The organism is Streptomyces sp. P13-3-3 (assembly GCF_050571355.1).
GTDB classification, from domain to species: Bacteria; Actinomycetota; Actinomycetes; order Streptomycetales; family Streptomycetaceae; genus Streptomyces; species Streptomyces althioticus.
On the sequence record NZ_CP192228.1, the window covers coordinates 2,567,121 to 2,589,162 of the forward strand.

Genomic DNA, 22,042 nt, shown 5'->3' on the forward strand with positions numbered 1-22,042 from the left:
GAGGCGACGGGGGCTGCGGGGGTCTCAGACCCAGGTGCCGCGGTCCTCCATGACCTTGCGCAGTGTGTCGATGTGATCGGTCATGATGCCATCCACTCCCAGGTCGAGGAGCCGGTGCATGCGTTGCGGTTCGTTCACGGTCCACACGTGCACCTGGAGCCCGCGCGCGTGGGCCGTCCGCACGAACCGCTCGTCGACCACGCGGACCCCCGACTGCTCCTCGGGCACCTGGGCGGCGACGGCCGACCGGCGCAGCGGCGCCGGCAACCCCCAGGACCGCAGCCGCAGACCGAGCACGCCCCGGGTGCCGAACGACGTGGCGAGCCGGGGCCCGGCCAGCCGCTGGGCGCGCACCACGCGCGCCTCCGAGAACGACCCGACGCAGATCCGGTCCCAGGCGCCGGTGCGCTCGACCAGGTCCAACAGGGGAAGCAGCGCCGGTTCGGCCTTCACGTCCACGTTCCAGCGGACCTCGGGGAAGGTCTCCAGCAGCTCCTCGAACAGCGGGACCGGCTCCTGGCCGGCCACCCGGGCCCGTGCCACCTCCGCCCACGGCAGGTCGGCGATCCGGCCCGCTCCGTCCGTCACCCGGTCCAGGGTGGAGTCGTGGAAGGCGACGAGCCGGCCGTCGCGCGTGGCGTGGACGTCGGTCTCGATGTACCGGTAGCCCGCCTCGACGGCGCTCCGGAACTGCCGGACGGTGTTCTCCAGACCGTCCGCGGCCCCGCCCCGGTGGGCGAAGGCGAGCGGTGCGGGATGGTCGAGGTAGGGGTGGCGTATCGGAGGGGTCACGACCGCAGTATCGCCCGCCGGGGTGTGCGCCCCGCAACGACCGTGCTGCTCCCGCCCGGTTCGGGGACGGCGAAGACGCGGAGGAACAGTTGGGCGAGCGGGCCGATGGTCACCGCGTACAGCAGGGTTCCGACGCCGACCGTGCCGCCCAGTACGAAGCCGGTGACCACCACGGTGATCTCGATGGCCGTGCGGACCAGACGCACCGACACCCCCGTGCGCCGGTTCAGGCCCGTCATCAGGCCGTCGCGCGGGCCCGGACCGAACCGGGCCGCGATGTAGAGCCCGGTCGCCGCGCCGTTCAGCACGATTCCCGACGCCATCACCGCCACCCGTAGGGCCATGCCGTGCGCGTCCGGCACCACGGCCAGCGTCGCGTCCATCGCCACGCCGATCACCAGCACGTTGGAGACCGTGCCGAGTCCCGGCCGCTGCCGCAGCGGGATCCACAGCAGCAGGATCAGCGCGCCCAGCGCGGTCAGCACCACGCCCATGGACAGGCCGGTGCGCTCGGACAGGCCCTGGTGCAGGACGTTCCACGGTTCGAGTCCCAGCCCGGACCGCACCAGCAGCGCCGAACTCGCCCCGTACAGGGCCAGGCCCGCGTAGAGCTGGAACAGCCGCCGCACGAGACGGCGCTCGCCGAGCGCGTTTCTGGCCAAGAGGTGCCCCCTGTGGTGGAAGTGGACCGATGCATGCCACCCTGGAGCCAGAGTGGTCATGTCATCCATGGCCAATCCGGGGAAGGTGGACTGAATCTTATGGCGCAGTGGACTTCCGCAGTGGGCGCCGGCCAGCTGGCCCGGCTGCTCGGATCCCAGCAGGACCGCCCGGCGGGGCCCGGCACCCGGCGGCCGCCCGCCTACCGTGCCCTCGCCGACGGCATCCGGCTGCTCGTGCTCGAAGGGCGCGTGCCGGTCGCCGCGCGGCTGCCCGCCGAGCGGGAACTCGCCCTCGCCCTGTCCGTGAGCCGCACCACCGTCGCCGCGGCCTACGAGGCGCTGCGCGGCGAGGGGTTCCTCGAGTCACGGCGCGGCGCCGGGAGCTGGACCGCCGTCCCGGCCGGCAACCCCGTGCCGGCGCGAGGACTGGAACCGCTGCCACCCGAAGCGCTCGGCTCGATGATCGACCTGGGCTGCGCCGCCCTGCCCGCCCCCGAGCCGTGGCTCACGCGCGCCGTCCAGGGCGCGCTGGAGGAACTCCCGCCGTACGCGCACACCCACGGCGACTACCCGGCGGGACTCCCCGCCCTGCGCGCGATGATCGCCGACCGCTACACGCAGCGGGGCATCGCCACCATGCCCGAGCAGATCATGGTCACCACCGGGGCGATGGGCGCCATCGACGCGATCTGCCATCTCTTCGGCGGACGCGGCGAACGCATCGCCGTCGAATCGCCCTCCTACGCCAACATCCTCCAGCTGATGCGGGAGGCCGGCGCGCGTCTCGTCCCCGTCGCCATGGCCGAGGGCCTGACGGGCTGGGACCTCGACCGCTGGCGCCAGGTGCTGCGCGAGGCGGCGCCGAGGATCGCCTACGTCGTCGCCGACTTCCACAACCCGACCGGGGCGCTCGCCGACGACGACCAGCGGCGCCGGCTCGTCGACGCCGCGCGATCGGCGGGGACGGTGCTCGTCGCCGACGAGACGATGAGCGAGCTGTGGCTCGACGAGGACGTGGAGATGCCGCGTCCGGTGTGCGCGTTCGACCCCGCCGGGTCGACGGTGATCACGGTCGGCTCGGCGAGCAAGGCGTTCTGGGCCGGGATGCGGATCGGGTGGGTGCGGGCCGCGCCGGACGTGATCCGCAGCCTGGTCGCCGCGCGGGCGTACGCCGATCTGGGGACGCCGGTGCTGGAGCAGTTGGCCGTCAACTGGCTGTTCGGCACGGGCGGCTGGGAGGAGGCGGTGGAGCTGCGCCGCGTGCAGGCCCGGCAGAACCGGGACGAACTGGTGAGCGCGGTGCGCCGCGAACTCCCCGCCTGGGAGTTCGAGGTCCCCCGCGGCGGCCTCACCCTGTGGGTCCGCACGGGCGGCCTCTCCGGGTCCCGGCTCGCGGAGGCGGGGGAGCGCGTCGGGGTACGCGTCCCGTCCGGACCCCGCTTCGGGGTGGACGGCGCCTTCGAGGGCTACGTCCGGCTGCCGTTCACGGTGGGGGGCGCGGTCGCGGAGGAAGCGGCGGTACGCCTGGCGGCGGCGGCCCGGATCGTGGAAACGGGCGGCACGACGGGCGCGGAGTCCCCGCGCACATTCGTCGCGTAGGGGCAACGCCCCTCAGGGGCGCGGGGAACTGCGCGATCAGCCCCGGACGGGCTGCACTCGGCGTGCGACGTTGCGCGGCACCCCGTGACCCGCGGGTACGGCGCCTTCGGTGAGGCCCGCCGGGAGGGTGCCGCCTGCGCCCACCCGTGCCGCCCCATGCGGCACGACTGCCCGCAGGCGGCGGCGCCCTCAAGGGGCGCGGGGAACTGCGCGATCAGCCCCGAACGGGCCGCAGTCGGCGGACGAGGATGCGCGGCACCCCGTGAGCCGCGGGTACGGCGCCTTCGCCGGGGCCCGCCGGGAGGCGTCGCGCCCCCGCTCTCAGGAAGACGACTCCGCCACCGCCGCGCCCTCCGGAGCCGCCGGCTCCGAGACCTCCGCCTCCGGCGCCAGCCCAGCCGCCGCAGCGACCTTCTCCGTCGCCGCCTTGTCCAGCCGCACAGCCTCCGGCACCGGCCCCGGCTCCTCGTCCGCCGGCGTCGTGCGGGGCGGGAGGAGGTCGAGGACCGCCTGCCGGTGCGCCTCGCTGGTCGCGTCGTCGTACGGGTCCGGCGTCGCCGGCACCTGGAGCCGGTGCACAGGCCCGGTGCCCAGCCGCGCGTACCCACGCCCGGGCGGCATCTGGTCCACCGGCGTGGTGTGCGGCGGCGCGCCCAGCACCGCCTCCAGCTGCTCCGCCGTGGCGGGACCGAGAACGACCCGCGCGCGCGTGTGCTGCCGCACCGGTGCCGCCAGGGCGTCGAGCCCGTCGAACTGCTCCGCGACCACCACGGTCACGTTCGCCGCACGCCCGTGCCGCAACGGGGCCACCAGAAGCGCCTGCGGATCCGTGCCGCCGTCGTCCGCCGCCGCCAGGTGGGTGAAGACGCTCGGCCGGTCGAGCAGCAGCCACAGCGGCCGCCTGGTGTCCTCGGGCGGCGGGTCGCCCGCCTGGTGCGCCTTGCTCGCCGCGGCCAGCCGCCGCTCGGTCTCGGCGGCCGCCCACTCCAGACTGGTCACCGCCCCCGACAGGGCGCACTCGACGGCGAGCACGCCGTCCCGGCCGGTGAGGCAGGCGTACTCACCGGTCCCGCCGCCGTCGACGATCACCACGTCGCCGTGGTGCAGCGCCTGGAGGGCGATCGACCGCAGCAGCGTCGAGGTACCGCTGCCCGGCTGGCCGACGGCGAGCAGATGCGGCTCGGTGGAGCGGACGCCGGTGCGCCAGACGACCGGCGGGACGTCGGTCCGCTCCTCGCCGTGCGCGCCGTGGGTGAGCGGCAGCGTCCGCTGCACGCGCGTGGGGTCGGTGAAGCCGAGCACCGTCTCGCCGGGAGCCGTGACGAACGGCTGGGCGGCGATGTCGGTGGGCAGCGGGGCGAGGACGCGGACGGTGAGCTGGTTGGCCTCCTCGTCCCACGAGAAGTGGTACTCCCGGCCCCGTCCGCACTTGGCGCCGAGCAGGTGCTCGATCCGCGCCCGGGACGCGGGCTCGGCGTCGGTGAAGTAGGCCGGGTAGGAGATCAGCAGGTGCGCGAGACGGCCGTCGCCGTCGAACTCGTACTCGGAGAAGACCTTCCCCCAGTCGCCGCCACGGGCGTACAGCGGCTCGGGGTCGTCGCTCGCGGCGAAGTACGGCACCAGCGCCTCGTACAGCGACTTCAGGCGCTGCAGCTGGCCGGGGGCGGGTCCGGCGGGGACCGCGGGTGTGCGGTCCCGGCCGTGCCAGGCCGCCGCCGCCATCAGGGCGACGACGGCGAGCAGTGGGCCGTACGGCGCGAGCGCCACGGCCAGCAGCACCGCCGCCACACCGAAGAGCAGCGCGCCGCGCCGGTCCTTGGGTGTGTCGACCCACCTGCGCCGTCCGGCCGAGGCCAGCCGGCGCAGCCCGCGCGTGATGGTGATCAGCGGGTGGAGGACGTCCGTGGCGCTGTCGGCCGCCGTCCTGGCCAGCTCCCGGCTCCGGGCGAGCTGGGCGCTGCCGTTGCTGAGGATGCGGGGAAGGGGACGCCGGGCCACTACTGTCTCCAGAGGGTGCGTACGGGCGGGCGGGGCGTGGTCGGCCGGGTCAGAACTTGAACCCGCCCAGGAGGCCGGCGAGGCTCTCGCCGCCCGCCTTGATGCTCGGCGCGATGGCCGTGCTGGCCAGATAGAAGCCGAACAGCATCGCCACCAGTGCGTGCGACAGCTTCAGTCCGTCCTTGCGGAAGAAGACGAAGACGACGATGCCGAGCAGCACCACGCATGAGATCGAGATGATCATGTGAGTTCTCCTGGTTCACGGGGGCAGTCACCATGAGTACTTCCCTGATCACAGAATGTATCTATACGAAAAAAGGTGCAACTGGGTGGATATCCGCCCTGAATGCCGCGCGGTGTCTCAGGTGATCATTACCTCGGCCGTGTCGGCTCATGTGCCGCCCGAGCCAGTACCCTGGCGATTCACCCGTACGGCTGCCCACGTGCAGACGTACGCCCTGTTCCCGATGCGTGCACCCGTGCAGTGAGAGGCGGTCCGGCCATGAGTGAAGCCCCCGACCCCGAGGTCGTGGAGCTCGCGACCAAGATCTTCGACCTGGCCCGGCGCGGCCGCACCGAGGAACTCGTGGCCTACGTCGACGCGGGCGTCCCCGCCGACCTCACCAACGACCGCGGCGACTCCCTCGTGATGCTCGCCGCCTACCACGGCCACGCCGAGGCGGTACGCGCCCTGCTCGCCCGCGGCGCCGAGGCCGACCGCGTCAACGACCGCGGCCAGACGCCACTCGCGGGAGCGGTCTTCAAGGGCGAGACCGACGTCGTCAAGGCACTCATCGAGGGAGGCGCCGACCCCTCCGCGGGCACCCCGTCGGCCGTCGACACGGCCAGGATGTTCGCCCGCACGGAGCTGCTCGAGCTGTTCGGCGACAGCTGAGCGGACTCCGCTCCGACCAGCGACGACACGGAAAACGGGGGAGGCGGTACAGGGCCGCCGAAATACGGTCGCGGTAGATGTGACCGCCGGGTCATCATGACGACGTGATTCACGGACGCGATGGCTGGGCAGGTGTTGCCGCACCGCGCGGGCCGTGAACCCGGTCCGCATGGGCCACCGACGAGAGGCAGAGAGAGATGGTCTACAACAAGCAGGAAACGGCGGGCGCCCCGACGTGTTGTCACGCGGCCAGGTAATCCACACTCCCGGTTGCGTCGACGCTTGATGTGAGGCTGTTTCCCATGTTCGATCCGGTCATAGCGCCCAGCGGTACGCTGCTCGGCCTGCTCCAGAGGGGCCGCGGCGACGGCACACTGCACGCGCTCACCGCCCCGCGCTCGGAGGCGCTCGCGGCGCTGAACCACTGTGTGCTGCGCGACCCGCGCCACGACTGGCAGGTGGAGAACCGCTCCCTGTACTACGCCCGACTCCACCTCGACCTGGACGGCGGACTCGAGGCGATCGAGGCGCACCTCTTCGACCCCGAGGACGTGCTCGACACCGACGAGTCACGCACCGGGCTCGCCCTCGCCGTCCTGGGGCACCTCGCGTCCTACGGCAGGCAGGACGCCCTGCACCTGTTGCGCAGGTACGCCGCCCAGGGCAGCAACTGGGCCTGGGCCCTCGACGAACTCGCCCTGCGCGACGACGACGCCGGCCTGCGCTCCCTCGCCGCCCCGGTGCTCGCGCGCTTCTCGGCCGACGCCGAGGGCGAGGCCGAACTGGCCGCGACCGTGCGGGACGCCTTCGAACCCCGTCCCTGGCGGCTGTGGGCCGACGATCCGCGGCCAGCCGTCGCCACGCGCGTACGGGCCGCCCAGGAGGCCGGCTCCTTCGACCGCTGGCAACGGCAGATGCGGCCCACCGGGCCACGCCCCGGCTGGAGCGTCCAGGCCGTGTTCGACTGGGCCCAGCAGGGCATGGACCGGGGCGCCGCCCTCCACGTGCCGGCCGCCCGCTGTCTCTCCGCCGTGGCGGGGCCCGAGGACCGCCCGGAGATCGTCCGCGCCGCCCGGGACGGCTCCGACGGAGCCCGCTGCACGGCTCTGCGCTATCTCGCCGACACCGCGGACCCCGACGCTCTCGACCTGGTCGAGGCCGCCGCGGCCGACGGCTCGACGGCCGTCGTGGACGCCGCCGTCGACGCCTTCGAACGCATGCGCAGTGTGGCCGCCGTCGACCGGGCGCGGGGCTGGGCCCGCCGGCCCGACGCGCTCGGCGAGGCCGCCGCCCGCGTCCTCGCCTGCCGGGGCGGCACACGCGACCGTGACCTGGTCCTCGGAGCCCTCCGTGAGGCCGTACGAGGTGAAGGCCCCGACGCGACGACTCTGTGGACCCTCGTCGACGGCGCCGGACGCCTCGGCATCGTCTGTGCCGCGCCCGTCCTGCGGCACATCTACCGCGAGACCGCCTCCTCGCACCTCCGCGGCCGCGCCGCCCGCGCCCTCGCCGCGACCGACCCGTCCTTCCCCGCGGGCTTCGCCGTCGAATGCCTCTGGGACTGCGAGGAGACCACCCGCGAGCTCGCGGCCCGCCATGCCGAGACGGGCGACACGCGCGTGGTGGACCGCCTCCGCCGCCTGGCCGCCGACCCGGCGGAGGAGGCGGAAGTACAGACGGCCGTCCGCAGCAGGATCGGCCCCGAAGGCACGGCTGTGTAACCCCCGGGGCCCCGTCCCGAACCCCGCTCCTCGAACGCCGGAGGGGCTACGAACAGCCCGTCCGGCGTTCGAGGACGAGGTCGGCAGGGCCGAAAGGGGGTCTGGGGCACAGCCCCAGGGCCGGGAAGGGAAGGGGCGGCGGGGGCGAGGAAAACCTCAACAACCCCCACGCCCCCGCACCGCCACGAACCGCACCGCCGTCCCCGGCCGGGCCTGCGCCGCCGCAGGCAGATCCTCCGCGCGCACCACCCCGATCACCGGATACCCCCCGGTCGTCGGATGATCGGCAAGGAAGATCACCGGAGTCCCCGCCGGAGGCACCTGCACAGCCCCCAGCACCATCCCCTCACTCGGCAGCTCCTCCCCCCGCGCCCGCTCCAGCACCGGCCCGGTCGTCCGCACCCCGATCCGATTGCTCGCCGGCGACACACGGAACACGCCGGACAGGAACAGACGCACCGCCTCCGTCGTGAACCAGTCGTCCCGCGGCCCGAGGGAGACCCGCAGCACCAGTTCGGACGGCGGCCCCGCCTGCGGAGCCACGTCCACGCGCGCGTGCACCCCCGTCGGCGCCCCGAGCGGCACCACCGCCCCGTCCGTCAGCGGCGCCGGCCCCAGCCCGGACAGCAGGTCCGTGGACCGGCTCCCGAGCACCGGCTCGACGGCCACCCCGCCGGACACGGCGACGTAGGCCCGTACCCCGAGCACCGCGGGCCCGACGTCCAGCACGGACCCCGCCCGCACCCGCACCGGCGCGCCCCACGCCGCGGGGCGGCCGTCCACCGTCACCCGGCACGGCGCCCCCGTCACCGCCACCGTCACGGCCGACCGAGGGCGCAGGGAGCAGCCGTCCAGGGTGGTCTCCAGGACGGCCGCCTCCGGTCCGTTGCCCACCAGACGGTTGGCGAGCGCGGCGGCGGGACCGTCCAGCGCGCCGGAGCGGGGGACGCCCAGGTGGGCGTGACCGGGCCGGCCACGGTCCTGAACGGTCGTCAGGGCCCCCGCCCGGACGACGGAGAGCGCGCGGTCCGTCATGTCACCGGTCCCGTCGGGGCCACGGGGACGAACCGCACGCGCGTGCCGGGCGAGAGCAGAGCCGCGGGCTCCCGGGTGTGGTCCCAGAGCACGACGTCCGTGGTGCCGATGAGCTGCCACCCGCCGGGGGAGGAGCGGGGGTAGACGCCCGTGTACGGCCCGGCGAGGGCGACGGAGCCCGCGGGGACGGACGTACGCGGGGTCGAGCGCCGGGGGACTTCGTAGCGGGCGGGGAGGCCCGTGAGGTAGCCGAAGCCGGGGGCGAAGCCGCAGAAGGCCACGCGGAACTCGGCGTCCGCGTGGATCCGCGCCACCTCCGCCTCACCGACACCCCAGTGGGCCGCCACGTCGGCCAGGTCGGGGCCGTCGTACCGCACGGGGATCTCGACCGTCCCGTCCGCGCGGGGCGGCAGGGGCGGCACCGGACGTGAGGTCAGTTCGGCGGCCAGGCGGGCGGGGTCGGGCAGGCCGTCGAGCAGCACCGTGCGCGCGGCCGGGACGATCTCACGGGCCGTCAGGGAGCCCTCCGCGCGGCGGCGCAGCAGGTCCGCGTGGAGCGCCTGCGCCTCCTCGCCGGAGGCGACCTCGACGAGCAGGGCCTCCGGGCCGACGGGCAGCGTCCTCATGCGAACGCCTCCACGCGGACCCCGGAGGCCTCCAGCGCGGCCCGCACCCGCCGCGCCAGGTCCACGGCGCCCGGGGTGTCGCCGTGCAGACACAGGGAGCGGGCCCTCATCCCGATGCGGCGCCCCGAGAGCGCCACGACCTCGCCGCTGCGGGCCAGGTCCACCGAGCGTTCCAGGACGGCCCCCGGGTCGGTGACCAGGGCGCCCTCCTGACCGCGCGCCACCAGCGTGCCCTCGTCGGTGTACGCGCGGTCCGCGAACGCCTCCTCGACCGCCGGGAGCCCCGCCTTCGCCGCATGCTCCAGCAGCCGTGAGCCGGGCAGCCCGAGCACGGGCAGCGTGGGGTCGGCGAGGACCACCCCGTCGACCACCGCGCGCGCCTGCTCCTCGTCGCGCACCACCCGGTTGTAGAGCGCGCCGTGCGGCTTGACGTACGCGACGCGGGTCCCCGCAGCACGGGCGAACACCTCGAGGGCGCCGATCTGGTACGCCACCTCGGCCGTCAGCTCGGCGGGCGGCACGTCCATCGCCCGACGGCCGAACCCGGCCAGGTCCCGGTAGGAGACCTGGGCGCCGATCCGCACCCCGCGCGCGGCGGCGAGTTCGCACACCCGGCGCATGGTGGGGGCGTCGCCCGCGTGGAAGCCGCAGGCGACGTTGGCGCTGGTCACCACCGACAGCAGCCGCTCGTCGTCGGTGAGCGTCCAGTGGCCGAAGCCTTCGCCGAGGTCGGCGTTCAGATCGATCGAGGTCATGGATCCTTCGTTTCTCCGTGCGGGTGAGGGCGCCGGTCAGAGCACCCGGAACTGCTCGTCCCGGGCGTCGCCGACGAACATCCGGCCCGGCGCGTGGGTGAGCGCGAACGGCGGCCGGGACGCCATGACCGCGGCCTGCGGGGTGACCCCGCAGGCCCAGAACACCGGGATGTCGTCCGGCGCGAGTTCCACCCGGTCACCGAAGTCGGGGCGGTCGAGGTCTTCGACGCCGAGCGCGGACGGGTCGCCGCAGTGCACCGGGGCGCCGTGCACGGCCGGCATCAGCCCGCTCTCCCGGATGGCGGCGTCGAGGTGCTCCGGCGGCACCGGGCGCATCGACACCACCATCGGGCCGCTCAGCCGTCCCGCCGGACGGCACTGCCACGTCGTCCGGTACATCGGGACGTTCCGGCCCTGCTCGACGTGGCGCAGTGGCACCCCCGCGGCCGCCAGCGCCCACTCGAAGGTGAAGCTGCAGCCGATGAGGAACGACACCAGGTCGTCCCGCCAGTACGCCCGTACGTCCGTCGGCTCGTCCACCAGCTCGCCGTCCTCCCACACCCGGTAGCGCGGCAGATCGGTGCGCAGGTCGGCGTCGGACGCGAGCACGGTGGACGTCGAACCGGCGTCGGTGACGTCGAGGAGGGGGCACGCGCGCGGGTTGCGCTGGCAGAACAGCAGCATGTCGTACGCCCAGTCGGCGGGCACGGAGACCAGGTTGGCCTGGGCGTACCCGGCGGCCACGCCGGTCGTGGGGACCGCGAGGCCCTCACGGAAGCGGGCGCGGGCCGTTCGCGGGCTCCACGCGCGCGTGGTGTCGTCGGCGAGGACCACGGGGCGGTCGTCCACGGCGGTGCGGGCGCCGTCGCCGGAGGGGGCGGTCACTCGAGCTCCTTCCCGCGCGTCTCCGGCAGCCCGAGCAGCGCCAGCGCGGCCAGGCCGTAGCCGATCGCGCCGAAGACCAGGGCGCCGCCGACGCCCCAGCTGTCGGCGAGGAAACCGACGGTGGTCGGGAAGACGGCGCCGACGGCACGGCCGGTGTTGTAGGTGAAGCCCTGCCCGGTGCCGCGCACGGCCGTCGGGTACAGCTCGCTCAGGTAGGAGCCGAAGCCGCTGAAGATGGCCGACATGCAGAACCCGAGGGGGAAGCCGAGCACCAGGACCAGGGTGTTCGCGCCGCTGGGGATGTTCGTGTACGCGACGATGCACACCGCCGAGAGCAGGGCGAACAGCCAGATGTTGCGGCGGCGGCCCAACAGGTCGGTGAGGTAACCGCCCGTCAGGTAGCCGAGGAACGCGCCCGAGATGAGGAAGGTCAGATAGCCGCCGGTGCCCACGACCGACAGGTCGCGCTCGGACTTGAGGTAGGTCGGCACCCAGGTGGCGAGGGTGTAGTAGCCGCCCTGGACGCCGGTGGAGAGCAGCACGGCGAACAGGGTGGTGCGCAGCAGCCCGGGGGAGCCCGCACGGGACGGCCGGAAGATCGCCGCGAACGATCCCTTGCTCGCGCTCTCCTCGCGTGCGGCGGCCGCCTCCGGCGCGTCCTGCACGCTGCGCCGCACCCAGACGACGAGCAGCGCGGGCAGCGCGCCGGTCCAGAACATGACGCGCCAGGCCAGGTCGCCGTCGACCAGCGAGAAGACGGCCGTGTAGACGATCACGGCCAGGGCCCAGCCCACGGCCCAGGCGCTCTGGACCGCACCGAGCGTGCGGCCCCGGTGCTTGGCGCCGGCGTACTCGGCGACCAGGATCGCGCCGACCGCCCACTCGCCGCCGAAGCCGAGGCCCTGGAGGGCGCGGAAGACCAGCAGCGTCTCGTAGTTGGGGGCGAAGCCGCAGGCCACGGTGAACACCGCGTAGGTGATCACGGTCAGCAGCAGCGCCTTGACCCGGCCGACGCGGTCCGCGAGGACGCCCGCGAGGGCGCCGCCGACCGCCGAGACGATCAGGGTCACGGTGGTCAGCAGCCCGGTCTGGCCGCTGTTCAGGCCGAAGTACGCGGACAGCGCCACCATCGTCAGCGGCAGCGTGAAGTAGTCGTACGAATCCAGGGCATAGCCGCCGAAAGCGCCGCCGAAGGCGCGTCGGCCGCGCGGGCCGAGCGCGCGCAGCCAGCCGAACGCCCCGTCCTCGGAAGGGGGTTCGGGCTTGACGGGGCGTGGGGTTCCGGTCAGGGCGCTCGGCGGCGGAGGGGTCGTGCTCATGGGCACCTCGCAGAGGGGGGACGGGGGTGCAAGGGAGGAGTGAGCCGTGCCAGTGCCTCAGCAAGGTAGAGGATCGTTGAACGATCCTTCAATACCCATGTTGTCTCGTCCTTCCGGGTGCGCTTGAATTCCGGGCATGGCAGAGCAGATGAGCGGACTGGCCGGCGACCGTGCCCTGCTGGGGCGGACCAGCACCGCCGAGCGCGTCGCGGACATCCTCAGAAGCCGCATCGCCGAGGGGTTCTTCCCGCCCGGCACCCGGCTCTCGGAGGACAGCATCGGCGGCGCCCTCGGTGTCTCCCGCAACACGCTCCGCGAGGCGTTCCGGCTGCTCACGCACGAACGGCTGCTCGTCCACGAGCTCAACCGGGGTGTGTTCGTACGGGTGCTGACCGTCGAGGACGTCGAGGACATCTACCGCACCCGCCGACTCGTCGAGTGCGCCGTCGTACGGGGCCTCGGCGAGCCGCCCTACGCCCTCGGCGGCCTCGCTGAGGCGGTGGAGGAGGGGCAACGGGCGGCCCGCGAAGGTGACTGGAAAGCGGTGGGTACGGCCAACATCCACTTCCACCAGGAACTCGTCGCCCTCGCCTCCGGCGAGCGCACCGCCGAACTCATGCGCAGCGTCTTCGCCGAACTCCGGCTCGCCTTCCACGTGGTGGACGAGCCGCAGCGGCTGCACGAACCGTACATCGCCCGAAATATGGAGATTCTCCAGGCCCTTGAGGCGGGTGACCGGGACGCCGCCGAACGCCTCCTCGCCGCCTACCTCGACGTGTCGCTGGAACGGGTGGTGGAGGTCTACCGGCGCCGGGTGGGCGACGGGGACTAGACGCGTACGGCAACCGGTCCCCGCGGGCGTTCCGCAGGTCACGGCGCCGGGGCGCAACTGCCTCGTTTGGGCCGTTGTCGGACCGAGGACCTAGTCTGTGCACCGTGACTTCGCCTGCATCGACGGACAGCGTTCCGCCCCAGCTCAGCGCGGGGCCGCGCCCCGCTCCGGGCCCGGCCGCCGACGAAGGGCTGGCGCGGCGGCTGCGCGCGCTCGCGTGCACCGCGCCGCTGCACGACCTGGACACCCGCAAGGCCAATCTCGCGGGCGAGTACTCGGTGTACGGCATGGCGGAGATCGCGCTCGCCGCCATCGACCTGGTCACGCTCAACATGGACTTCGACACCGGCGCCGACCACGAACAGATCGTCGCCCGGCTCCTCCCGCGCGTCGCCGCCCAGGCCCCCACGCGCCCCGCCGCCGAGCACGAGCGGGTGGCCCGCTGGGTCCTGGAGAACCTGATCAACGTCGGCAGCGTCGACCGCGGCTTCCGCGCGGTGTACGGCGTCTTCGGCCCGGACGGCACCTATGTCCGCCGCGACTACGACTTCAAGCTGATCGAGGAGGTCCCCGGCCCCGGCGGCACGGTGTACCTGCGCACCACCGACGAGGCGGTCAACGTCCTGGTCGGCGCCCTCGACACCGACGTCACCAGCGCCCAGATCGCCGCCGAGGTCAAGCTCGAGGTGCTGATCAGCCGGGGCAGGCTCGCCGACGCCCAGCTCGCCGCCGAACAGGCCCGCTACCGCACCGTGCAGTACTCCGAGACCCTGCGCCGCGCCCTGGAGGCCACCCGGCGCAACGTCCGCGCGGTGGACTGGCTCAGCGCCGTGCCCGACATGATCGCCGAGGCCCTCGACCACGTGGCCGACCGCTACCGCCACGAGAACGCGATCCTCACCAACATCCGCAAGGCCCGCGACGAGTCCGAGGACCTCGAGCACAAGCGCCGCGCCGCCGAGCTGGTGGACATCGTCAAGGACTGCATCCGGCGCCACACCCAGCTCCAGTCCCGGCTCCTGGAGGCCGGCCCGCTGTTCCGCGCCGAACAGGACCGGCAGGCCTTCGCCACGCCCGCCGCGGCCGCGGGCACCGACCTCTACGGCCAGCTCCTCGCGCCCCTGCTGCCGCTCCCCGTGGAGCGGGCGACCCGGGTCACCGACGCGTTCTTCGCCCACGGCACCGGGCTGCGCACGCCCGTCTCCGTGCGGGTCGCCGACCTCGTCGAGATCCTGCTGACCCCGCCCGTCGAACGGGAGCACCTCGGCGCCGAGATGCCCGAGCCCGACCTCATCGCCACGCCCGACGACAGCCGCTTCAGCGAGGAGCAGCTCGCGGCCGCCACCGACCTGCTCGACCTGCCGGCCGACGCGCCCCGCCGGCTGTCCGGGCTGCTCGCCGAGGCCCGCCGCAAGGACCCCGAACTGCCCTACCTGGTCGCCCTGCTGGCCGTCCACGCCGCCAGCCCGCCCGTCGGCACGGCCTACCGCCAGGGCGAGCGGAAGCTGCTGTTCGCCGTGGACGACGGCACCGAGCTCGACGACCCCGAGTTCGGCGGCGCCGATCTCATCGTGGGCACGGCCCTGCTGGACGCGGCGGGCATGGCCGCGGACCGCACGGAGGCGGCATGACCGCGACACCGGCGGCCGGCGACCGCGCCTCCCGCCCGAGCGGCCCCCGCACCCGTGCCTCCCGCCGCCGAGACCCCCGCGGTCGCACCCCCCGCACCGACTTCGCCCGCACCGACTACGCCCGTACCGACTTCGCCCGCACCGAGGAGCCCCGACCGTGACCGAGCACGCCGACTGGAGCGAGCCGGAGCCCGCGGCGACGCCGGCCAGCACCGCCGTCACGCCCGCCGACGCCGCCGACGCGGCCCGGCTCGTCGCCTTCGGCCTCCAGCCCAAGCTCCAGCCCGCCAGGGACCAGGAGTACGCCGACCTGCTGCGCCGCTACCGCGAGGACCCGCCGTTCGCGCGGCTCGCCGACGCCGTCGCCACCGGTCTCGGGCTGATCGTGCTGGAGGTCTCCCCGCGCGCCGGCATGGCCGTCACCGCCGCCGAGGACTCCGTCTTCGCCGTCCGCATGGGCGACTACGCCCGCCGCGCCTCCGCCGACGGCGGCGACCGCTTCCTGCACGGCCTCGCCCACCTCGCCGTCGCCGCCATGGCCTTCCCCCGCCCCGAGGACCTCGCCGACGACGGCTACATCGGACGCGTCACGGTCAACGGCGTCGACGCCTTCGTCCGCCAGGCCTGCCACCGCCTGGAGGAGCGGGCCGCCGAACAGGGCGAGAACACCGACCCGGCCACCGACACCCCCGGACTCGAGGCAGCCTGGCGGATCTGGTCCCGGCGCAGCGCCACCGGCGCCACCAAGGACGCCCGCCGCCTGGCCGGATCCACCACCGGCATCGTCGCCAAGGCAGTCTCCTTCCTCACCGACTCCGGCTTCCTCCAGCGCACCGGGGACGACAACGGCGGCACCTACCGCACCACCGCCCGCTACCAGCTCCAGGTCCGCGACATGGCGGGCAGCGCCGCCATGGCCGAACTGCTCGACCTCGGTGTCGTCCCCGTCACCGACGGCACCCCCACCCTGCTGCCCCCCGAGGACGGCGACGACCTCGACCTGGTCGCCGACGCCGGCCTGCCCTTCCACTCCGCCTGACCCCCACCCCACGAAGCCTCACGAGAGTCCGCCATGTACGAGCTGTCCCGGGTCCGCCTCTACTCCATCGGACCGGCCGGCGCACGCTACGCCGACACCGTGCTCGACCTGCGCGGCGTCGGAGCCACCGTGCCGAACCCGGCGCCGACGCAGGCGGAGTTCTTCGCGGACGAGCCCGTCGGCCCGCCCCGCCGCCCCGCGCCCGCCGGCGTGCTCTTCCTGGAGAACGGCGGCGGCAAGTCCGTCCTGCTGAAGCTGATCTTCTCCGTGATGCTGCCGGGCCACCGCAACACCCTCGGCGGCGCCAGCTCCGGCGTGCTGCGCAAGTTCCTCCTCGCCGACGACTGCGGACACGTCGCCCTCGAATGGCAGCACGTGCAGACCGGCGAGTGCGTCGTCGTCGGCAAGGTCAGCGAGTGGCGCGGCCGTCAGGTCTCCAACGACCCGCGGAAGTTCGCCGAGGCCTGGTACTCCTTCCGCCCCGGCCCCGGACTCAGCCTCGACAACCTCCCGGTCGCCGAGGCCACCACCGTGCGCCCGCCCGTCGAGGGCCAGTCCGGCGCGCGCGGCCGGCGGCGCACGATGAAGGGCTTCCGTGACGCCCTCACCGAGGCGGGCAAGACCTACCCGCACCTGGAGGTGCACTGGGAGGAGATCCACGAGCGCTGGACCGAGCACCTCGGCGACCTCGGGCTCGACCCCGAACTCTTCCGCTACCAGCGGGAGATGAACGCCGACGAGGGCGAGGCGGCCGGTCTCTTCGCGGTGAAGAAGGACTCCGACTTCACCGACCTGCTGCTGCGCGCCGTCACCGACACCCGTGACACCGACGGCCTCGCCGACCTGGTCAGCGGCTTCGGCAACAAGCTCGGCCGGCGCGCCGAACTCATCGCCGAACGCGACTTCACCGCCGGCTCGGTGGACCTGCTCGGCCGGATCGTCGAGGCCGCCGACACCCGAAGCCGCGCCCGGGAGATCCACGCCTCCGCCGAACGCCGCACCCGCACCCTCGCCCGCAGGCTCTCCGCGCGCGGCGCCCAGGAGCGCGAGCGCGCGGCCGACCTCGCCCACCGCGTGACCTCCGCCGCCCACGCCGTCACGCAGGCCGAGTCCGCCCGCGCGCACAGCGCCTCCGTCGCCGCCGAACTCGCCTACCGGCACGCCTCGCTGGCGCTCGCCGCCGCCGAGAAGTCCGCCGCCGCCCAGAAGCGGGAACTGGCCGACGCACGCACCCTGTACGCCGCCTGGCAGGCCGCCGAGTCCGTGCTGCGGCACCGCGCCGCCGCCGACCGGGTGGCCAGGGTGTCCGCCGCGATCCAGGAGGCCGAGCGGGACGCCGCCCCGGCCCTCGCCGCCCGGGCCAAGGCCGCCGTCGACCTGGTCCGCGCCCTGCACGCCGCCGCGCGCGACGCCGAGGGCCTCGCCGACGAGGAGGAGGAGCGCTCCGCCGCCCTCCAGGAGGTCAGCGACGGCGCCTACCGCGACTCCACCGCCGCCGCCACCGAGGCGCAGCGCGCCCGCAGCGAGATCGGCCACCTGCGCCAGCGGCTCACCGAGGTCGAGCAGGAGACCGCCGAGGCCGTCCGGGCCGGCTGGCTCGACGACAGCGCTCCCGACGCCGACCCGGCCCGCGCCGCCCTCGCGGCCAGCGACGCCGAGAAGACCACCGTCGCCGCCTGGGACACCGCCCGCGAGACCGCCCGCCGGGCCACCGAACACGCCCGCGAGACGGCCGCCGCCGAGAGCCGCGCCGAACTCACCGCCGCCCGCGCCGCCGACGCGGCCACCGCCGCCGATCGCGCCCACGAGGGCGAACGCCGCACCGCCGAGGGCCTCGCCGCCGAACAGCGGCTCGAGGAACTGCTCAGCCTGCCCGGCGGCTACGGCAAGCGCCGGACCGCCGTACCCGGCCAGCGCACGGACTCCGAAGGCCCGGCCGACGGCCCCCGCGAGGGCGGACTCACCGCGGAGGAACTCGACCGGTTCGCGGACGAGTTGCGCGAGCTGCTCGACGACGCCGTGTCCTCCGCCGAGCGTCAGCTGTTCGAGCTGCGCACCGCCGCCGCGGACGACGCCCGCATCCTCGGCGCCCTCGGCGACGGCGGACTGCTGCCGCCCGGCCCGGACGTGCTGGCCACCGTCGAGTTCCTCGGCGAGCACGGCATCCCCGCCCTCCCCGGGTGGCGCTACCTCGCCCAGGCCGTCGACCCCGCCGACCACGCGCGCGTGCTGGCCGCCCGCCCCGAGCTGGTCGACGGCGTCGTCATCACCGACCCCGACTCCCACGTCCGCGCCCGTGAGGCGCTGAGCGACGCCGCCCTGCTGCCCCGGTCCGCCGTCGCGGTCGGCACCGCCGCCGCCCTGCTCGCGCCCACGCCCGCGTCCGACGCCGACGACGTGTTCCTCGTACCGCCGAACCCGGCCATGCACGACGAGCACGCCGCCGACGAGGAGCGGCAGGCGCTGCGCGCCCGTGCGGCGGAGCGGGACGAGGAGATCCGCGCCCTCGCCGCCCGGCTGGGCAAGGACCGTGAACTCGCCGCGCGGCTCGCCTCCTGGCGCACCGGCTGCCCGGCCGGCCGCCTCGCCGAGCTGGCCGCGACGGCCGAGCAGGCACGGGCGTTCGCCGAGGAGACCGAGGCGGAGCTGGCCGAGGCGCGCAGCCTGCGCGCGGAGGCCGAGGAAGCGGCCGCCGAGGCGGTCCGGGTCCGCGACGAACGGCAGGAGGCCGCCCAGAAGGCCCGGCGCGCCGCCGACGCGCTCGCCGGACTCGCCTTCCGGCTGCGGGAACGCGCCGGCTGGCAGGCCAAATTGCGTGAACTGGCCGACGACGCCGCCGAGGCGGAGGCCCGCGCCCAGTCCTGCCTGGAGCGCGCCCGTGCCGCCGACGAGGACCGGCGCGCCGCCCAGCGTGCCGCCGACGACGCCCGGCGCACCGCGCGCACCCTGCGCGCCGAACGCTCCGAGATCGCCGGAGCCCCCGACGACCTGCCCGAGGACGGCGACGGCGCCCCGCAGGCGTCCCTGCCCGCCCTGCGCGAGGCCTACCGGGCCGCGTCCCAGGTGTACGAGAAGGTCGGCGTCGGCGCCGACCTGCGTGCCGAGCAGGCCCGGGCGGAGAGCGACGAGAGCGCCGCCCGCGCCGAGCTGGACCGGCTCAGCAACAAGGTCCGCACCCGCGCCGAGCAGCTGCTCCAGTCGCCCGACGGCTCCGACGGGCCCAGCAGGCAGGCGGCCGCCGCCCGAGCCGAGGAGCTGGTGCAGCTCCTGGAGACGCGGATGTCCGGCGCGAGCGAGCAGCTCGGCCGGCTCCGCGGCGAGGCCGAGCGTCTCGCCCCCGCCGACGGCGAGGCGCACACGGAGCTCCCCGAGGAGCTGATCCCGCGCGACGCCGAGCACGCCCAGGCTCTCCTGCGCACGGCCACCGGTGAACTCGCCACCCGGGAGGGGGAGCTGAGTCAGGCCCGCGAGGCGCACGCCGAGCTGCTCGCCGCCCACCGGGCCGCCGAGGACGCGGCCGGCGGCTTCGACGAGATCGCCGCCATGCTCCGCGACCTGCTGCGTGAACACACCGCCGAGGAGGAACAGGAGCAGCCCGAGCCGTACCCCGGCGACCTGGACGACGCCCGGCGGTCCGCCGCCGAGGCGCGCCGCTCGCTGCGCGGCTGCGCCGCCGACCTGTCCGCGGCCGAGGCCGCCGTGCGCGAGGCGAGCGACGTCCTGGTGCGGCACGCCAACTCCACCCGCTACGAGCAGGTCCGCACACCCGCCCGCCAGCAGATCCGCGAACTCCCCGCCTCCGCACTGCCGGAGCACGCCAAGAAGTGGGCCGACGCCTTCGCCCCCCGGCTGCGGGTCCTCACCGACGAGCTGGAACAGCTGGAGCGCAACCGCGACTCGATCGTGGACCGGCTGCGCGGCCTGGTCGAGTCCGCCCTCGCCACCCTGCGCTCCGCCCAGCGGCTGTCCCGGCTCCCCGAAGGGCTGGGGGAGTGGTCGGGCCAGGAGTTCCTGCGCATCCGCTTCGAGGAGCCCGACCAGGCCACGCTCACCGAGCGGCTCGGCGAGGTCGTCGACGAGGCCACCCGCGCGGCCGTCAAGAAGAACTCCGACCTGCGGCGCGACGGGATGTCCCTGCTGCTGCGGGGCGTCGCCGCCGCCCTGCGGCCGAAGGGCGTGGCCGTCGAGATCCTCAAGCCGGACGCGGTGCTGCGCGCCGAGCGGGTGCCGGTCGGGCAGATGGGCGACGTGTTCTCCGGCGGGCAGCTGCTCACCGCGGCCATCGCCCTGTACTGCACGATGGCCGCGCTGCGCTCCAACGACCGGGGACGGGACAAGCACCGGCACGCCGGCACGCTGTTCCTCGACAACCCCATCGGCCGGGCCAACGCGACCTATCTGCTGGAGCTCCAGCGGGCGGTCGCCGACGCGCTCGGCGTCCAGCTGCTGTACACCACGGGCCTGTTCGACACCACGGCCCTCGCGGAGTTCCCGCTGGTCATCCGCCTCCGCAACGACGCCGACCTGCGGGCGGGCCTGAAGTACATCAGCGTGGAGGAGCACCTCCGCCCGGGCCTGCCCCAGCCGGACCCCGGCGAGGAGACCCACAGCGAGATCACGGCGACACGCATGTTCAAGCGCCCGGCGACGACGAGCTGAGGGGCGGGCGCGGACCTCGTCCGCGCCGTGACGCGAGGCCGCGGGGACAGAGGGCTGGTGGCCGCACCGCCGAAGGTCCCGCCGGCCGCGCCGTCAGAACCCGTACCCCATCCGCCGCGACAGTTCCTCCGCCGCCGCGGCCGTCCTGGCGCCCAGCGTGGGGACCCGGTCCGGGGTCATCCGGAAGACCGGGCCCGAGACGCTGATCGCGGCGATCACCGCGCCGTCGTGCGCGCGGACCGGGGCCGCGACGGCGACGAGGCCCAGTTCCAGCTCCTCGCGCGTCGCGGCGTACCCCTGCTCGGGCACCCGCTCCAGCTCGGGGCGCAGCACGGACGCGTCCGTGAGGGTGTGTTCGGTGAACCGGCGCAGCGGGCGGGCCAGTTGCTCCTCGCGGCGCCCCGGCGTCATGTGGGCGAGGAACACCTTGCCGCTGGACGTCGCGTGCAGCGCCGTGCGCCGGCCCAGCCAGTCCTGCGCCGTCACCGCGGCCGTGCCGCGTGCCTGCATGATGTTGACGGCCGCGTCCTCGTCCAGCACCGCGGCGTTGACCGTCTCGCCCAGCTCGTCGGCGAGGTCCCGGCAGACGGGGACGGCCTCCTGGGAGACGTCCAGCCGCACGGCCGCCGCTCCCGCGAGGCGCAGCACACCGGCGCCGAGGTGGTACTTGCCGCGGTCACCGGCCTGCCCGACCAGGCCCCGGTTCTCCAGGACGCCCAGCAGCCGGAAGGCGGTGGAGCGGTGCACGCCCATCGCGTCTGCGATCTCCGTGACACCCGCCTCGCCGCGCCGGGCGAGGATCTCCAGCACCGTCACCGCCCGGTCCACGGACTGCACGGCGCCGCTCGTGCTCCTCCCCTGCTCCACGGGGCGTCCCGCACGGGTCATGGCCGGCCCTCACTCATCCGTACACCCGGTGCACCGCGCCCGCCGGGCCGTGCGTCGTACGGGACGCCACCCTACCGACGGCGGGTGTTACGGGTGGGACAGCTGCCCGGCGCCGCCCCGCCGGCGTATGCGGGCCCGCTCGCGCTCGGCGGCGCGCTGCGACCGGCGGGCCTGGCGACGCTCGCGGCGCAGCGCACGGGCCGTGCTGCTGGGCGTGGACACCACGCCGTGCCGCTGGTTCCACACCTGGCGGGTCACCCACACGTCCAGCACCGCCCAGGTGGCCGCGATGGTGCTGACGACGCTGCTGATGACCATCGGGAAGGCGAGCCAGGATCCGGCCAGTGTGCACAGCAGGGCCACCATGGCCTGGATCAGCGTCACCGAGATGATCAGCACCGCCCGCACCGCGGCCGTCCGCACCGGATCGGGCAGCCTGCGCCGCTTGGCCGGCTCCTCCACCCACAGCGGCCGGTACGCCGCCCGGACCTCGGCCGCCTCCCGGGCGGGTCCGTCGTCCGCCCGCCGCCCGGCCGCGTCCCGCGTACGCGGGGCCGGCGCGGCCTGCTGCCGCGTCGCCTCCCGCGCCGCCGTGCCGTCGCCGGACGTCTCACGCCGCTCCGCCGTGCCCATCACCCGTGTCACTCCCCACCGCCGCCAGCCCGCTGCTGCTGTCCGAAGACCCGGCTCCCCATTGGCTGCCCGG

General features: G+C 74.9%; 19 protein-coding genes. 8 read left to right on the forward strand and 11 right to left on the reverse strand.

From position 1 onward, the window contains the following. Window positions 1-24: 24 nt before the first annotated feature. Together ACQZOG_RS11660 and ACQZOG_RS11665 are read right to left on the reverse strand one after the other, a co-directional pair. Window positions 25-792, reverse strand: a complete 768-nt coding sequence (locus ACQZOG_RS11660) for a glycerophosphodiester phosphodiesterase (RefSeq protein ID WP_033275152.1) — start codon at window positions 790-792, stop codon at window positions 25-27. Next, entirely contained in the window at window positions 789-1,454 is a 666-nt protein-coding gene (locus tag ACQZOG_RS11665; RefSeq protein ID WP_033275153.1) for a YczE/YyaS/YitT family protein, read from the reverse strand. Before ACQZOG_RS11665 ends, ACQZOG_RS11660 begins: the two co-directional genes overlap by 4 nt. A 99-nt stretch (window positions 1,455-1,553) precedes the next feature. On the opposite strand from ACQZOG_RS11665, the gene ACQZOG_RS11670 reads away from it, so the two are divergent. Beyond that, a complete protein-coding gene (locus ACQZOG_RS11670; protein ID WP_037638534.1) occupies window positions 1,554-3,053 on the forward strand; it encodes a PLP-dependent aminotransferase family protein in 1,500 nt (499 codons plus the stop codon). 321 nt (window positions 3,054-3,374) lie between these two features. Here the strand turns inward: ACQZOG_RS11670 and ACQZOG_RS11675 are convergent, their stop codons facing one another. Next, window positions 3,375-5,051 (reverse strand): membrane protein, encoded by a 1,677-nt coding sequence (locus ACQZOG_RS11675; RefSeq protein WP_033275155.1) that lies wholly within the window; start codon window positions 5,049-5,051, stop codon window positions 3,375-3,377. Between the two features lie 49 nt (window positions 5,052-5,100). Beyond that, window positions 5,101-5,295 (reverse strand): hypothetical protein, encoded by a 195-nt coding sequence (locus ACQZOG_RS11680; protein ID WP_024887312.1) that lies wholly within the window; start codon window positions 5,293-5,295, stop codon window positions 5,101-5,103. Window positions 5,296-5,553: 258 nt separating this feature from the next. Here ACQZOG_RS11680 and ACQZOG_RS11685 point away from each other — a divergent pair, with 258 nt between their 5' ends. Next, complete coding sequence (locus tag ACQZOG_RS11685; RefSeq protein ID WP_033275156.1) at window positions 5,554-5,946, forward strand: ankyrin repeat domain-containing protein; 393 nt, start codon at window positions 5,554-5,556, stop codon at window positions 5,944-5,946. 302 nt (window positions 5,947-6,248) lie between these two features. After that, window positions 6,249-7,667 carry a HEAT repeat domain-containing protein gene (locus tag ACQZOG_RS11690; protein ID WP_033275157.1) on the forward strand — a complete coding sequence of 473 codons (1,419 nt, stop codon included), beginning with the start codon at window positions 6,249-6,251 and terminating at the stop codon, window positions 7,665-7,667. Window positions 7,668-7,823: 156 nt separating this feature from the next. Here the strand turns inward: ACQZOG_RS11690 and ACQZOG_RS11695 are convergent, their stop codons facing one another. The 5 genes from ACQZOG_RS11695 to ACQZOG_RS11715 are packed head-to-tail and all read right to left on the reverse strand — an operon-like array spanning window position 7,824 to window position 12,287. Continuing rightward, on the reverse strand, window positions 7,824-8,702 hold the full coding sequence (locus ACQZOG_RS11695) for a biotin-dependent carboxyltransferase family protein (RefSeq protein ID WP_033275158.1): 879 nt from the start codon (window positions 8,700-8,702) through the stop codon (window positions 7,824-7,826). Beyond that, window positions 8,699-9,328: a 5-oxoprolinase subunit PxpB gene (pxpB, locus tag ACQZOG_RS11700; RefSeq protein ID WP_193456118.1), complete on the reverse strand. Its 630-nt coding sequence runs from the start codon at window positions 9,326-9,328 to the stop codon at window positions 8,699-8,701. Before pxpB ends, ACQZOG_RS11695 begins: the two co-directional genes overlap by 4 nt. Further along, entirely contained in the window at window positions 9,325-10,083 is a 759-nt protein-coding gene (locus tag ACQZOG_RS11705; protein ID WP_193456119.1) for a LamB/YcsF family protein, read from the reverse strand. The genes pxpB and ACQZOG_RS11705 overlap by 4 nt, the downstream gene beginning before the upstream one ends. A 36-nt stretch (window positions 10,084-10,119) precedes the next feature. After that, window positions 10,120-10,968 carry a putative hydro-lyase gene (locus ACQZOG_RS11710; protein ID WP_430741483.1) on the reverse strand — a complete coding sequence of 283 codons (849 nt, stop codon included), beginning with the start codon at window positions 10,966-10,968 and terminating at the stop codon, window positions 10,120-10,122. Then, complete coding sequence (locus ACQZOG_RS11715; RefSeq protein WP_033275161.1) at window positions 10,965-12,287, reverse strand: MFS transporter; 1,323 nt, start codon at window positions 12,285-12,287, stop codon at window positions 10,965-10,967. The genes ACQZOG_RS11710 and ACQZOG_RS11715 overlap by 4 nt, the downstream gene beginning before the upstream one ends. A gap of 136 nt (window positions 12,288-12,423) precedes the next feature. On the opposite strand from ACQZOG_RS11715, the gene ACQZOG_RS11720 reads away from it, so the two are divergent. From ACQZOG_RS11720 to ACQZOG_RS11740, 5 genes are all read left to right on the forward strand, one after another. Continuing rightward, window positions 12,424-13,119 carry a GntR family transcriptional regulator gene (locus ACQZOG_RS11720; RefSeq protein ID WP_365163898.1) on the forward strand — a complete coding sequence of 232 codons (696 nt, stop codon included), beginning with the start codon at window positions 12,424-12,426 and terminating at the stop codon, window positions 13,117-13,119. A 104-nt stretch (window positions 13,120-13,223) separates the two neighbouring features. Beyond that, complete coding sequence (locus tag ACQZOG_RS11725; RefSeq protein ID WP_261674734.1) at window positions 13,224-14,750, forward strand: hypothetical protein; 1,527 nt, start codon at window positions 13,224-13,226, stop codon at window positions 14,748-14,750. After that, complete coding sequence (locus ACQZOG_RS11730) at window positions 14,747-14,911, forward strand: hypothetical protein (protein WP_158698195.1); 165 nt, start codon at window positions 14,747-14,749, stop codon at window positions 14,909-14,911. The genes ACQZOG_RS11725 and ACQZOG_RS11730 overlap by 4 nt, the downstream gene beginning before the upstream one ends. After that, a complete protein-coding gene (locus ACQZOG_RS11735) occupies window positions 14,908-15,789 on the forward strand; it encodes a hypothetical protein (RefSeq protein WP_261674733.1) in 882 nt (293 codons plus the stop codon). The genes ACQZOG_RS11730 and ACQZOG_RS11735 overlap by 4 nt, the downstream gene beginning before the upstream one ends. 33 nt (window positions 15,790-15,822) lie before the next feature. Then, entirely contained in the window at window positions 15,823-20,448 is a 4,626-nt protein-coding gene (locus tag ACQZOG_RS11740; protein WP_430741484.1) for a hypothetical protein, read from the forward strand. A 93-nt stretch (window positions 20,449-20,541) separates the two neighbouring features. On the opposite strand, the gene ACQZOG_RS11745 is transcribed toward ACQZOG_RS11740, so the two are convergent. Together ACQZOG_RS11745 and ACQZOG_RS11750 are read right to left on the reverse strand one after the other, a co-directional pair. After that, window positions 20,542-21,336 carry an IclR family transcriptional regulator gene (locus tag ACQZOG_RS11745; protein ID WP_193456123.1) on the reverse strand — a complete coding sequence of 265 codons (795 nt, stop codon included), beginning with the start codon at window positions 21,334-21,336 and terminating at the stop codon, window positions 20,542-20,544. Between the two features lie 87 nt (window positions 21,337-21,423). Beyond that, entirely contained in the window at window positions 21,424-21,969 is a 546-nt protein-coding gene (locus tag ACQZOG_RS11750; RefSeq protein WP_033275167.1) for a hypothetical protein, read from the reverse strand. Window positions 21,970-22,042: the final 73 nt, after the last annotated feature.